At 71.1% G+C, this 14,047-nt stretch carries 9 protein-coding genes and 1 pseudogene; 3 read left to right on the top strand and 7 right to left on the bottom strand.

The features are described 5' to 3' along the window. Nucleotides 1-191 precede the first annotated feature (191 nt). Both pulA and ACTWQC_RS13380 read left to right on the top strand, forming a co-directional pair. On the top strand, nt 192-2,945 hold the full coding sequence (gene pulA / locus ACTWQC_RS13385) for a pullulanase-type alpha-1,6-glucosidase (RefSeq protein ID WP_443315862.1): 2,754 nt from the start codon (nt 192-194) through the stop codon (nt 2,943-2,945). A 108-nt stretch (nt 2,946-3,053) separates the two neighbouring features. Then, a complete protein-coding gene (locus ACTWQC_RS13380; RefSeq protein ID WP_443315861.1) occupies nt 3,054-3,983 on the top strand; it encodes a hypothetical protein in 930 nt (309 codons plus the stop codon). Nucleotides 3,984-4,075: 92 nt separating this feature from the next. On the opposite strand, the gene ACTWQC_RS13375 is transcribed toward ACTWQC_RS13380, so the two are convergent. From ACTWQC_RS13375 to ACTWQC_RS13345, 7 genes and pseudogenes are all read right to left on the bottom strand, one after another. Next, the gene (locus ACTWQC_RS13375; protein WP_443315860.1) at nt 4,076-4,546 is read right to left on the bottom strand and encodes an NUDIX domain-containing protein; all 471 of its coding nucleotides are present in this window, start codon (nt 4,544-4,546) and stop codon (nt 4,076-4,078) included. A 34-nt stretch (nt 4,547-4,580) separates the two neighbouring features. Beyond that, nucleotides 4,581-4,907 (bottom strand): annotated as a pseudogene (locus tag ACTWQC_RS13370) (helix-turn-helix domain-containing protein); the annotation flags it as partial. Nucleotides 4,908-5,472: 565 nt separating this feature from the next. Then, on the bottom strand, nt 5,473-5,973 hold the full coding sequence (locus ACTWQC_RS13365) for a nuclear transport factor 2 family protein (RefSeq protein WP_443315859.1): 501 nt from the start codon (nt 5,971-5,973) through the stop codon (nt 5,473-5,475). A 78-nt stretch (nt 5,974-6,051) separates the two neighbouring features. Then, nucleotides 6,052-6,654 carry a dihydrofolate reductase family protein gene (locus tag ACTWQC_RS13360; RefSeq protein WP_443315858.1) on the bottom strand — a complete coding sequence of 201 codons (603 nt, stop codon included), beginning with the start codon at nt 6,652-6,654 and terminating at the stop codon, nt 6,052-6,054. Between the two features lie 92 nt (nt 6,655-6,746). Beyond that, nucleotides 6,747-7,490 carry a TetR/AcrR family transcriptional regulator gene (locus ACTWQC_RS13355; protein ID WP_443315857.1) on the bottom strand — a complete coding sequence of 248 codons (744 nt, stop codon included), beginning with the start codon at nt 7,488-7,490 and terminating at the stop codon, nt 6,747-6,749. An 84-nt stretch (nt 7,491-7,574) separates the two neighbouring features. Next, complete coding sequence (locus tag ACTWQC_RS13350; protein ID WP_443315856.1) at nt 7,575-9,611, bottom strand: hypothetical protein; 2,037 nt, start codon at nt 9,609-9,611, stop codon at nt 7,575-7,577. Between the two features lie 668 nt (nt 9,612-10,279). Beyond that, entirely contained in the window at nt 10,280-13,024 is a 2,745-nt protein-coding gene (locus ACTWQC_RS13345) for an AAA family ATPase (RefSeq protein WP_443315855.1), read from the bottom strand. Between the two features lie 389 nt (nt 13,025-13,413). Here ACTWQC_RS13345 and ACTWQC_RS13340 point away from each other — a divergent pair, with 389 nt between their 5' ends. Continuing rightward, nucleotides 13,414-14,040, top strand: a complete 627-nt coding sequence (locus ACTWQC_RS13340; RefSeq protein ID WP_443315854.1) for a hypothetical protein — start codon at nt 13,414-13,416, stop codon at nt 14,038-14,040. Nucleotides 14,041-14,047 lie beyond the last annotated feature (7 nt).

Genomic DNA, 14,047 nt, shown 5'->3' with positions numbered 1-14,047 from the left:
TCTTGCGCACGAAGAAGTCGGTGGTCCCAACGACCGTGACCATCGCCTGCGGCGCGGCCCTTCCCGCCCCACTCGCCCTTGAAGGGCGGTTGGGCGGGAAGACCGGCGCGAGGCGCCGGGGCCGCAGGCACTGCCCGGCCGCATCCGGCCGACAGCCACTTCCCCGAATTCCTTGCGAAGGAGACACGCCTGTGACCGGCCCCTCCCTGCGACGCAGAACGGCCCTCGCGACCGCCGCTGCGGCGGTGTTCGCCCTGCTGACGGCGGCGGCTCCGCCCGGCACCGCACCGCTCGCCGGACAGCCGAAGTACCTGCTGCCGACCACGGGCGGCGCCCCCGACCTCGACCTGGCCAAGGCCGAGGCGCAGTGGATCGGCCGCGACACCGTGGTCTGGAAGGTCAAGGCCACGGACGCCACCAGCCAGCAGCTCGTCTACGCGCCCGACGGCGGCATCACGGTCGAGGACGGCGCGCTGAGCGACGAGGGGCACTGGCTGCGCCTGAAGCCGTCGGCGCTCACGGACGCGCAGAAGGCGAAGTACCCGCACCTGAAGGACTATCCGGCCTTCGTCGTGGACCCGCGCGACCGGGACCGGATCCGTACGGCCCTGAAGGGCCAGCTCATCGCCACGCAGCGTTCCGCCGAAGGGGCGCTGCTGGCGGCGACGGGCGTGCAGACGCCCGGCGTGCTCGACGACCTGTACGCGGGTGAGGCCGCGCGGGCGAAGCTCGGACCGGTGTTCCGGAAGGGCCGTCCCACGCTGTCCCTCTGGGCGCCGACGGCGCGGAAGGTGTCACTGGAGCTGGACGGCAGGACGGTCCCGATGCGGCGGGACGGCGCGAGTGGCGCCTGGAGCGTCGAGGGCGAGCGGAGCTGGGCCGGGAAGCCGTACCGGTACGCGGTGACCGTCTGGGCCCCGTCCGCGAGGAAGATGGTGACGAACCGGGTCACCGACCCGTACTCCACGGCCCTGACCGCCGACTCCCGGCGCAGCCTGGTCGCCGATCTGTCCGACCCGGAGCTCGCCCCCAAGGGGTGGTCGGACCTGAAGAAGCCGGAGGGCGCGCCGCTGCGCGACGCGCAGATCCAGGAGCTGCACATCCGCGACTTCTCGATCGCCGACCGGACGGCCGGGCACCGCGGTGAGTACCTCGCCTTCACCGCCCGGGACTCGGACGGCATGCGGCACCTGCGGAAACTGGCCCGCGCGGGGACCTCGTACGTCCACCTCCTCCCGGCCTTCGACATCGGCACCATCCCGGAGCGCAAGTCCGACCAGGCGGAGCCCGGCTGCGACCTGCCGTCGTACGCGCCCGACTCCGAGAAGCAGCAGGAGTGCGTGGCGGAGACGGCGGGGAAGGACGCGTACAACTGGGGCTACGACCCGCTGCACTACACCGTGCCGGAGGGCTCGTACGCCAGTGATCCCGAGGGCACGCGCCGCACGGTCGAGTTCCGGCGAATGGTGCAGGGCCTGAACGGAACGGGCCTGCGCACGGTCATGGACGTGGTCTACAACCACACCGTGGCGAGCGGTCAGGACCAGAAGTCCGTGCTGGACAGGATCGTGCCCGGCTACTACCAGCGGCTGCTGGCGGACGGCTCGGTCGCCACCTCCACGTGCTGTGCCAACACCGCGCCCGAGCACGCCATGATGGGCAAGCTCGTCGTGGACTCGGTGGTCACGTGGGCGAAGGAGTACAAGGTCGACGGCTTCCGCTTCGACCTCATGGGCCACCATCCCAAGGCCGGCATCCTCGCTGTCCGCAAGGCGCTCGACGCCCTCACGGTGGAGAAGGACGGCGTCGACGGAAAGAGGATCATCCTCTACGGGGAGGGCTGGAACTTCGGCGAGATCGCCGACGACGCCCGGTTCGTCCAGGCCACGCAGAAGAACATGGCGGGGACCGGCATCGCGACCTTCTCCGACCGGGCGCGGGACGCGGTGCGGGGCGGCGGGCCGTTCGACGAGGACCCGGGGATCCAGGGCTTCGCCTCCGGCCTCTACACCGACCCCAACGGCTCGAAGGCCAACGGCACGCGGGAGGAACAGAAGGCGAGACTCCTCCACTACCAGGACCTGATCAAGGTGGGACTCACGGGCAACCTCGCCTCGTACACCTTCAGGGACAGCAGCGGAAAGGAGGTCAAGGGCTCGGAGGTCGACTACAACGGCGCCCCGGCCGGATACGCCGCGGCCCCCGGCGACGCCCTGGCCTACGCGGACGCCCACGACAACGAGACGCTCTACGACGCCCTCGCCTTCAAGCTCCCGCAGGGGACCGGGGCGGGGGAGCGGGCCCGTATGCAGGTGCTGGCGATGGCCACGGCCGCGCTCTCCCAGGGCCCGGCCCTCTCCCAGGCGGGCACGGACCTCCTCCGCTCCAAGTCTCTGGACCGCAACTCGTATGACAGCGGTGACTGGTTCAACGCCATCCACTGGCCGTGCGGGACGGCGGGCAAGGCGGGTCCTCCGGACCATGCGGGCAACGGCTTCGGCGGCGGGCTCCCGCCGGCGGCCGACAACAAGCCCAAGTGGCCTTACGCCAAGCCGCTGCTGGCCGACCCCGCCCTCCGGCCGGGCTGCGCCCAGCTCACCGCCGCCTCGGCCGCGTACCGGGACCTGCTGAGGATCCGCAGCACGGAGAAGTCCTTCAGCCTGTCCTCGGCGGAGGCGGTCCAGGAGGCGCTCTCCTTCCCGCTCTCGGGCACGGAGGAGACGCCGGGCGTCCTCACGATGCGGCTCGGGGGGCTGGTCGTCGTCTTCAACGCCACACCGGAGCGGCAGGACCAGCGGATCGCTTCGCTCGCGGGCAGGCCGTACGCCCTCCACACCGCCCAGGCCCGTGGCTCGGACGCGGTGGTGAAGTCCGCGTCCTACGACCGCGATTCGGGCACCTTCACGGTCCCGGCGCGCACGGTCGCGGTCTTCGAGGGCCGCTGAAACCTCAACGGTGAAGGGGTTGTTCGTCGCTGTCACTGGGCTGCGCTACCGTGCAGCCCAGTGCACAGACGAACAGATGACCGGTGCACGGACAACAGGGGGTGGGGTATGAGCATGTCCGCATGGGGGCGCGTGGGCGTCTCGGTGACGGCCGTGGCCGTGCTGGCGGGCGTCGCAGGCTGTCAGGACGGCGCCGACTCGTCGTCGAAGAAGTCGAAGGACAAGACGGCCGGACAGCAGGGCGGCGCGCAGACGCCGGTTCAGGCCATCACGGCCGCTTTCAAGAAGACCGAGGCGGCGAAGTCCGCCAAGGTCCGGATGACGATGTCGCTGCCGGTCACCGCCGGGGGCGGTGGCGAGACGGTGATGACGGGGGTCATGGGCTGGGACCCCACGGTGATGGACATGACCATGAGCGGCCCCATGTTCAAGGCCGAGCCCGGCGCGCCGGAGAAGGTCCGCATGGTCTGGCGCGACAACGTGATGTACATGGACATGGGCGCCGCGGCCGCCAAGGACATGGACGGCAAGCGCTGGATGAAGCTCGACCTCGCCGCTGCGGCGAAGGCCTCCGGCGACGAGAAGGCCGCCAAGCAGATGACCGGCGGGCTCGACAGCATGAACCAGGACCCGGCCCAGCAGCTGGCGGTCCTCCTGGAGTCGCCGAACATCCGGCGCGTGGGCGTCCAGCAGATCGACGGGCAGCCGACCGAGCACTACAAGGGCACGCTGACCTTCGAGGACATGCTGAAGGCCAACAAGTCCGGCATCGGCGCGAAGGAACGCGAAGAGCTCCTCAAGAAGATGCGCGAGTCGAAGATCAAGGGCTACGACACCGAGGTCTGGGTCAACGAGGACGACTACCCCGTGAAGATGGACCTGGGGATGAAGACCCCGGAGGGCCGGCTCAAGGTGACGGCTGAGTACTACGACTACGGCGCCCCGGTGGAGGTCCAGACCCCGCCGGACGGCGAGACCGTCGACCTCTTCGCGATGCTGAAGGACATGGGCGAAACGCCCGCCCAGAGCCAGTCCTGACTACCAGGTTATGGCCTGGAGCCGTCCGGGCGTCCGGCCGTAATCAGCGAGAAGCCCCCCGCCTTCGGGGGGCTTTTCGTGTTCACGACGCGCTATCCCAGGTACGGAGACGAACGCTTCTCCATGAAGTGTCGCAACCGAAGTTTCTGCGTGTGGTGCATGGGCAGCGAGTCGAGTTCTTCAGTCGAGACGAAGCGAAGTTCGGTGGACTCGTCCGAGATGGCGAGCGCTCCGCCGACGATCCGTGCCGTAAAACAGACATTGAACTGTCGCCGTACTTCCCCGTCGCTGTACGCGATGACATGACGTGGGTCGGTATACGTGCCGACAAGCCCCGTAATCTCCACGTCAAGGCCGGTCTCTTCCTTGACTTCCCGCACCGCCGTTCCTGGCAATGAGTCGGCCATGTCCATTCCGCCGCCTGGCAGTGCCCAGAGGTCGTTATCGCGGCGACGCTGGAGAAGGATGCGCCCCTGGTCGTCCGTCACGACGGCGGAAGCCGCCACGACCAAGCTGTTGGGCTTGGGAGCTCTGGGGTCGTCGTAATACTCGGTCCGTGCCAAGGGTCACCCTTCCTCCACCGGTGTCGCTGTCGCCCGCGTATACGAGCACATCGATTCGGTCCCGTGCCTGCGCGAGCATGTCCACGAACACAGACATCGGAATGTCTGCGCGTTGCTCGTAGAGCGCCACCAATTCGGGGCTGACTGCGCGTGCGGCGCGTTCCTGCCTCAGGGCTGGCCATAGTGCGAACACGTCTTCCCCTAACGCCTCAGCGGCACGCGTGGCGGTCTGCCGACGGGGGGTGCGACCCAGATTGACCCATCGCTCAACCGACTTGGGGTCGACCTCGGCCTTCGCTGCCAGGCTGGCGTGCGTCCACCCTCCGGCCACGATTGCGGCTCGCAGCCTTTCGTTCGGCATTCACTCTCTCCCCGGGACGGCGGACGTTGCCAGGGACGTTGTACCCGGTGTGGGACGTCCCAAAGTGGGCTTTGGGGGAGGTTCCTACGTCCTGGCTACCCGCGGGAGCCTCACTGCTATGGCGACCAGCGAGCAGCAGACACCGACGGACAAGAACGACCCCCTGTCGCTGATGACTTTGCGTGTCAGCAGGGATGGCGGGCGGACGTACGGACCGCTGAAAGCGGTTCGTGTGGGCGATCCCGTATGCATCCTGGCGAGCCCCGCCAGCTTCCCGCCATGCGAGTGCCCGCAGCACCAAGCCGATCGGGAAGCTGATCGGCGCGCTGCTGCGCGAGCAATTCGCCGTGGTGGATCTTGACGCCTTCGTTGCTTTCGACCGGGTCGTGCCCGTTCCCGGGTGGCCGGGCGTTCCATTCGGCACGGCGGGCGAAAAACATGATCCTCCCCGTTTCGGTGGTTCAACTGTCGTGCAGTGCCGCGGAGTTGATCGGTGTGCAGTCAGGGCAGCTTACCCATGCGGCCATCGAGGGCTCGCACAGGCGCGCGAAGCGCCCGTCGGGGATCACGGGCTCGCAGCAGTGAGCCCTGGAGGCAATATCGGCGGCTCTCCCGTCGTCCACGTCACCCGTATCGCCATCCGCCGGAAGCGCCAGCCGTCGGCCGTCCGGACGGCTTCGCCGTCGATGCGGCCGCCGACGACGAAGAGTTCTCCGGGCTCCCGGCCGCGCAGCGCCTGCGTCGAGTCGAGGTGTACGTGCGTCATGATCGCGTTCAGTCCCACCGTCGCGCGGTCGCCGTCGAGGCGGATGACGTGATTCGAGCCGACGTGCTGTGTGCGCTCGAACCGCTCGAGCGCCTCACGGACTCCTTTCACCATCCCGTCGATCCCCTCGTGGCCCCCGACGGGAGTCTCGGCGCGGATGTCGTCGGTGAACATGGACCGGGCCCACGGCTCGTCGAATTCCCTCGCGTCGAGGGAGAGGAGATAACGGTCGGCGAGGTCGGTGATCTCGGCGCGGTCGGCGAGGTCCTGAAGCTGATCGTGCAGCGCTTGTGCGGTCATGCGGCGAGCCTGCTTCCTCGACCTCGGTTGAGGTCAAGCTCGGGCGCCGGACGCTCGGTGTTCGGCACCGCGCAGGCGTTACGCGGCGGAGGTGCTGCGGGAGTACGTGAGGAAAACGGCCCCGCTCTTCAGGACGGTGTGATCCATGAGTTCCCAGCGACGCGGGTCGAATGCGGCCTCGTGGGAGAAGAGCGGTATCCCGGTGCCGATCGTCAGCGGGCTCAGCTTGATGACCAGCCTGTCGATCTCGGAGTACAGCGCCCCCGCCAGCTCAGCACCACCGATCAGCCAGATGTCCTTGCCGTGCTCTGCCTTCAGCTCCCGTACCTTCGCTGCCGGATCGTCGGCGACCAACTCCACGGCCGGGTCCGGGCTCTCGCTCAGCGTCCGGGAGAACACCAGGTGCCGCAGGTGCGGGTAGGCGTTGGTGATTCCGGCCCGGAGGCCGATCTCGTAGGTCCGGCGTCCTTCGAGGACGGTGTCGAAGTGCGTGCCGTCGGCCGTGACGGACAGGGCGGCCCGGGCCGGGGCGGGCAGGGTTTCCGGGTACTCGGTTGCGATGTACTGAAGGTAGTCCTCGGGGATGGGCCAGAAGCCGTCCGGGCCAGTGGGGTCGGCACCGTCCGGCCCCGCGATGAAACCGTCGAGGGTGGAGGCGATGTAGTACACAAGCTTGCGCACGAAAGGACCTTTCGCTGTTCGGCTGGCAGCGGTGGACGGCCTGAAGCGGGCATAGGCCCCATCGAGCATCTCGTTGAGGAGGAGCCCCTCGTCTAAGCGGACGAGGCCATGCTTCCCGCGGAGGCCGGGGAGCGCTGCGGCTTCGCGGGGACCAGGGAGAGGAGGCTCGTCACCATGTCGCCGAATGCGCCGTCCGGCTCCTGCGCGACCATCCGGCGCGCCAGGTCCGCGCACTCCTCGTCGTACGCCGCGCTCACCACCACCAGCGCCGTGAAGTCGTGCACCAGCTGCAACTCCAGCTCCCCGCGCGGAATGCCCTGCCCGTCAAGCCACGTCAGGGCCGCCGCCTCGCAGAGCCCGATCCAGGAGCGGACCGCCAGGGCCACCCGTGGCCCGGGGTCGGTGACGCCGAGGTGGGCGAGCATGTGGTCGTACGCGGACTGGCGGACCTCGTCGATCATCGCGGTCGCCCGCTCGGAGCCGATGGACGAGCCGCCGCGCAACAGCGCCTCGAAGCCCGGCCCGTGCTCGTCGACGAAGTCGAAGAAGCGCCGGATGACCCGGAGCAGGCGCCCTCCGGGCGGGCCTTCCTGCGGTTCGGCGAAGCGGGCCGTCAGTTCGTCGGCGGCGCGCCGCACCACCTCGTCGTAGAGGCTGTGTTTGCCCGGGAAGTAGTGGTAGACGAGGGGCCGGGATATCCCGGCGGCCGTCGCTATGTCGTCGATGGACACGTCTCCGGGGGGCCGTTGGCTGAAGAGTTCCTGTGCCACGGCTATCAGCTGCTCGCGCCGTTCCTCCACGCCCATTCTGCGCCGGCGCACAACCCCAGTCGTCATGCGCTTACCCTAACCGCCTGCCCACCGTGACCGGCAGGGTAGATGGTGTTGTGTGCAACTAGTCTCAATCGGCGCGGCGATTGATCAGCGGAGCGCTCTGAGCCGTGCTCCGTCGTCGAGGCGGGCGTCCAACTCGGAGTGGGCACCCGCCTTTGCCGGCAGGGCCAGCAGGTTGCCCCGCGCGCTGCCCCGCACACCGCCCGAGGCCGAGATGGCGGCGACCCGCTCGCTGCCCGCTGCCAGTACGTACCACTGCCCGGCGCGCGACTTCCACAGCACCCCCGCCAGCACATGAGGCGCGCGCGGTCCGCAGGCCGCGGTGTCGTCGGCCCGCGCCACGACCGTGCCCGGGAGGCCCGACTGCCCTGCGGGCGGCGGCTGGAACTGGGCCATGACCCTGCTGCCGCCGCCCCGCCAGGTCACCGCGCGCGTGCACACCCAGGCCGCCGTGCCGCCGCCCCCCGGCAGCCGCTGTCGCGCGAACTGCCAGGAGTTCACGGCCCGTACGCCCATGGCGCGCACCGCCGCAAGGTGGCAGGCCGTACGCGACCAGGCCACGTACGCCTCGCGCCCCGCCACATCGCGCGGCGCCCGGTCCGGACTGCCGTACGTCAGGCGCGCCGGGGTCAGCTCCCCGAGGTCGGTCAGCAGGTATGCGGTACCGGTGCCGCCCTTCGAAGCATCCCGGGCCGCGCCGCGCTCCACACCCGCCCGTGCGCGCAACTCCAGCGCGGGCCAGGCCCGGCAGTCGGTCGCCGCCGCCGGGCTCGGCAGTGGGTCCGTCACCCCGTCCGCGTCCCGGTGCAGACTCCGCCCCGCGTCACCCGGCCGCAGCAGGTCGCGCAGCTGCACCCCGGACACCCAGGGGGCGGTCAGGTAGCGGACATTGTCGTCGGTGCGGCCCACGACGAGGGCGGTGGCCGATGCGGCGCCGGCGGCGTCCGTCCGCGCGAAGTCCAGTACGGCGCCGCCGCCCTCGCCGTCCCTGGGCTCCGCGTACCGCACCACGCGCAGCCCGTCGTACAGCAGCACGACCGCCGCCTCGTCGACCACGCCCGCGTACAGCAGCTGCGCGGGTCCCGGCGGCGGCCCCGAGGCGGTCCCGGGAGTCGCCGACACCCGCACCGACCGGCCGGGGCGCGCCCAGACGGCGAGCGCGCGGCGCTGCAGGGCCTTGTCGCCCGTGCGGTTGCCGCGCGGGGGCCAGGCCGAGAATTCCGTACGGTCGGAGGTCCGCCAGGCGGCGGGCGCGGCCTTCGCCAGTGCGGCCGGGTCGAGGGCCCGCTCGGAGGCCGGGTTACGGGCGTACGACGGTGCGGCAGCGCCATCCGGGCCCCAGCCGTCGCCGGGCAGCCCGAGCAGCGTGCCGCACACGAGGACGGCTGCGGTCGTGGCGACGGCGGCCCGCAGGTGCTGGCGGCGGCGCAGCAGGTCGGTGGGGCGGGCCTGGAGCGAGCACGGATCGAACTCCGGTGATTCCAGTAGCAGATCGGCCCTGCTGCCCTGCGGCGCAGTCACCCGGGCCGCCGCGATCAGAGCCGCCCGCGCGTCCTTGACCCCCGCCGCCTCCAGCAGCTGCCGCGTCTCCCGGTCGGTGAGCCGGTCGAGACCGCGCAGCACGTACGCCGCCCGGGCCGGGGCGGGGAGCGCCGACAGCGCCTGGTCCAGGGCGAGTTCGTCGGCCCCGCCGGAGCGGGGGAACAGCCGCAGGCCCCACACCTGCGGCAGCAGCGGAGGCAGTTGCGCGCGGAGGCGCAGTCCCCGTGGTCCCCGCAACCCCAGAAGTCCCCAGCCGCGCCGCGGCCGCCCGGCTTCCAGCGCTGCCCGCAGCACCCGCAGTCGTACGAAGGCGTACCCGGGCTCGCCCGCTCCCACGGCTCCGACAGCTCCGACGGCCTCGCCCGGCGTGCCACCCGTACGGCTGCGCGGCAGGGCGCGCTGGGCGAGCGCGTGCGCGGTGAGCACCCGGCGGTTCCGGCCGAGCCCCGGCGGCAGCACGAGATACGCGATCCGGACGAGCCGCGGATAGTGCTCGACGAGCGCGGCCTCGGCCTGCTCGAGCCCCACGGGCTCGACCACGGCGGACGAGTGGGTGGCGGCTGTCGCTTCCCGTGAAGTCACGTTCAGCAAAACGAGCGAATCGTCAGATGGTCACCTCGCAGGGCGGCGACGGGCCGCCCCGGAGAGCGCCGAAGGACCTCGGTTTGCGGTGTCCCGGAATGCACTGTTTCCGTGCCGCATCGTCTACTCGATGCGATGTGACGGGCCGCGGCTCATGGCTGCGGCCCCAGGCGGCGCGTGCGGCGCGTGCGGCGCGTGCGGCGTGGGCGGAGTGGGCGGACGCGGGGAACACGCCCTACGGGCCGTGGCCGGATTCCTTGGCTGCGGTCTCTCGGGGGAGTGGCCGAAGGGCCTCGGCCATCGGTGTCCCGGGATGCGCCGTCTCCTCGTGCCGCATGGCCGGCTCGCTCCTCGTGCCGCATGGCCGGCTCGATGCGATGCGACGGGGCCGCAGGCGTGCGCGGCGTACGCGGCTCGGAGGCCTGGGCCACCGCCCAGTGCGCGAGTTCCCAGCCGCGCCGCCCGGGACCACCCCGGTCCGGCTTCCTGCCCACCGGGACGGCCACCACCGCGTCGGAGCCCGCCCGGCTCTTCCCGCCGCCCGCTGCGGCGGTCCGCTCGAGGCCCGCGGACTGGGCCCGGGGCAGCACGTCGGGGCCGAACTCGCGGATGAGTTTGGCCCGCACGCGCGCCGGGACGCGGCGCGCGTAACGCGGCCCACGGGCGGGCTATTTCCGATCGCTTGGCATCGGCATCCTCGCAGGCAGATCCGCTCGTCCGCGGACGCCGAGCTTGCGGTAGATGCTGCTCAAGTGCAGCTCCACGGTGCGTCGTACGACGAAGAGGCGCTCGGAGATCTCCCGGTTGCTCAGCCCCCGTGCCGCCAGGTGAGCCACCCGGCGCTCGGTCGGGGTGAGGGACTCGGGCCCGCAGTGAGCCTGGCTGCGGGGCCGGGCACCGGCCGCGATGAGTTCGGCGCGAGCGAGGCGGACCAGCGCGATCGCGCCGCACTGCTGCGCGCAGGTCGCGGCCTGACGCAGGTGGTGGCGGGCATCCGCGAGCTGGTTGGTCGTACGCAGCGCGGTGCCGAGGTCGGCGAGGGCGCGCGCATGTTCCAGCGACGCATCGGAGCGGCTCAGCGCGGCGACTGCCTCACGCAACAGAGCGACGCCCGCGCTTCCCTTCGTCGCCCTGCCTGCCGCCCGCAAGGCCATGCCGATGGCCTGCGCGCTTCCCCACCGGCGCGCCAGGGCCAGTTCCTCCTCGATGAGTTCACGGGCCGCCGAGTTCTTGCCCATCGCCGCATACCCGAGCCCGGCCAGCGACCGCCACGGAATGACGGCGGGATTGGTCACCTGCCAGGAGTCCAGCCGCCGGCCCGCCTGCAGCAGGTCGTCCACGCCCTCCCGGATCTCTCCCGTGGCCAGGCGCAGTCGGCCCCGGCTGGTGAGCAGCCACGCACCCAGCAGGTTCGCCGGCACGGTCCGTCCCCCCAGCACGTCCGCGATCACCTGCCCGGCCGCGTCCGGGTCGCCGCTGTCCACCAGGGCGTCCGCCAGCCGCGCGGTCGCGGCCACGGCCATGCCGTCCGCCCGGCGTGAGCCGAACTGGACGAGCGTGTCCCGGCAGGCCCGCGCGTCGTTCCGGCAGTCCTCCAGCCGTCCCAGCCGGTAGTTCACCTCGCTGCGCACGGCGAGTGCCCGGGCACCACCCAGCGCGGAACGGGTGCGGCGCGCTTGGTCGACCGCCTGGCCGGCGTGGTGGAAGGCGAGTTCGAGTTCACCGGCCACCGCGAGCGTCAGCACGCTCATCGGGTGGTGGAGGGATGCCTCGTTCACTTGCGGGAGGCCGTGATCCAGTGCCCTCGATGCCAGCTTCACCGCCTGCTGCCGCCGCAGGCCCGACATCATCGCGCAGACCGACCACAAGATGCCCAGCGCGTCGTTCTCCGGCTCCTCGGTGAGGTCGACGCGGCCGGCGAGCCGGGCCAACGCCGAATCCGGCGAGGGCAGATGGAACAGGCCCAGCAGAGCCTCCTCGACCTCCAGGCTTGCCGCCACCTCAGGGGAGCGGTCTCGCGCAGGCCCGGCCACGTTCCGCAGCACCCGCATGCCCTCCCCGTAACGCTCGCTCAGGCACAGCAGTCCGGCCAGCCGCCGCGCGGCACCGGCCTGGACCGAGACGTCAGAGGTGACGTCCAGGGCCCGGCGCAGGTAGCCGACGGCCGAGCCGACATCGGCCGGTGGCTGCGCCGAGCCCATGTGCACCATCAGCTCCGACCGTCTTTGCGAGCTCATCGGCTCGCGCAGCGCCGACCGCAGATGGTCCAGCGCGCGGTCGAAGTCACCCTCTGCCATGGCCTTCGCGGCCACCGCACACAGCACATCGGCCGCCCACGGCTCACCGAGCGGACCGGAGCGCAGCAGCTGTGCCGCGATGTCGGCCGCGGGCGCCCCACGGGAATGCAGCAGCCGCGCCGCCCTGGCGCGCAGCACCTGGCCGGTGCCGGGCGCGAGGCCGGCCAGCACGGCCGCCTGGACCAGAGGCGGCCGCAGGGATACCCGGTCGCGGCACCAGTACAGCAGTGGCGCCGCCACCAGCGCGTCGACCAGCGGTGCCACCCGCGCGATGGCGAGTTCGGCGGTGGCCACGGCGAGGTCCAGTTCGACCGGTTCGCCGAACGCCGCGATCACCTCGACCAGTTCTGCGGCACCGGAACCGCAGGTCGCCAGGGTTCGTCGCAGCCAGGTCAGCACGTCCGGCGGAGGGCTTGCCAGCACCTCGCTCAGGACCGCGGAGCTCACCGGTCGTTCCGCTTCCCGCACCGCGCGGAGCACCGCCCGCAGCAGCAACGGGTTGCCACCGGTGGCCCGGTGACACGAGGCGCCGAACTCCTTCTCGACCGGCGTGCCCAGAATGTCTCCCGCGAGGTCGACGACGGCCTCGGTGCGCAGCCCATCGAGGGCGATCCCGTGGTCGAAACGGCTTACGAGGTCGGCGTCGATGACGTCCGTCGGCAGGCTCGTGGTCGCGATGACGAGAACACGCCGGCGACGGATCCTGCGCAGCAGATACGCGAGCCACCGTGCCGAGGCGTCGTCGATCCACCGTAGATCGTCCACCGCGATGACCACCGGCCGGCCCGCCGCCAGATCCATGGCCCTGGCGAAGAGCTCATCCAGGCCATCCAGGCCATCCAGGCCATCCCGGCCGGACACGGGCCAGGATCCGTCGACGCCCTCGAACAACTGCCGGACGACGCCGAACCGGCAGTCGGCCTCCAGCCGGTCCGCCGCGGCTGCGAAGACAAGCGCCCCCGCGCGCTGGGCCCGCTCGCACGCCGCGCGAAGCAGCGCCGTCCTGCCCATGCCCGCCGCGCCCTGAATCAGCACCCCTGTGCCGTATCCGCCCCAGACTTCAGCGCGCAGCTCGTCGATCGAGCACAATTCGTCCTCGCGCCCCACGAGGTGCACGGATTCCCCACCTTGGCGATTCAATGGGCCCCACCCTGACGGAATTTATCGTGGCTCTTATTCAGAAGGGATGCGCCGAGCGAATGCTCCGTTGAGCCGTTCGCGCCCTACAAGCTGTGATCTATCTCATGGCGAGCCCGGGCAACCTCGGGAACTCCGCCGCAACGACCAGCAGCGGAATAATCCTTCGGTGCCCGCCGAGAGGCACCGAAGGCGCAGGGCAGGCAGGCTGATTGAGCGGAAGCATTCCGCACTTCCGCCCGATGAATGATTCATCCGCTGCTTATGTTCTGGAGGTGGTCCGGGTGCCGGGCTCGACTTTGCGCATCATGGCTCCGAGTGGGGACAGACTGGCATTGCGCCTCGCCGGCGAAGCGCCCGTACGAACCGTGGCGACCAACGTACGGTTCGTCGGCGGCGCTTACAGCCGCGCGTTCCAGATCGGTTCCCGCGGCTATCACGACTTCGTCCGCAAACACGTGATCAAAGCGGCCCCGACGGACCGGTTCGTCGTCAAGGGGCGCGAGACCGTCGTCGCCGCCAGCGCGGACGGCAACACCACGCTGGTCACCCTGAAGGAGCGGTACCACGAGCTGATGACGGTCTTCACCGGCCCCGCGCCGAGCCGTCAGACGCTGATCGGCCTGTTCGGCACGCTGGAGATCGAGGACCACCCCCGCGGCATGCGGGTGCGCCCGGAACGCTTCACGCAGGGCGACACCGCACTGGAGCAGGTGGCCGTCGTCGTGGCCGACCGGGGCACGATCGTCGTTCCCGGACCGCGGCAGGCCGGACGGATGGTGCCCAAGCACCGAGGCAAGTCCACGCGCCACGGCGAGCTGTGGCGGGTGCCGCTGCCCGGGCGCGCCGGCTCCGCCAGCGAGCACGACTACCTGTATGTCGTCGCCGGAACGAAGGGCGCCGCCCAGGTACGGATCGACCCGGGGTCCGGGCTCGGCACCGCCGCCCTGCTGGACTGGGTGGACGGGATCGACGCCGCCTGGACCGCGGCCTGAGGCGATC

Source organism: Streptomyces sp. 8N616 (assembly GCF_052246385.1).
In the GTDB taxonomy this organism is placed as follows: domain Bacteria; phylum Actinomycetota; class Actinomycetes; order Streptomycetales; family Streptomycetaceae; genus Streptomyces.
Note: the sequence above shows the minus strand (reverse complement) of the source record. Positions and strands in the feature narration are given on the sequence as shown.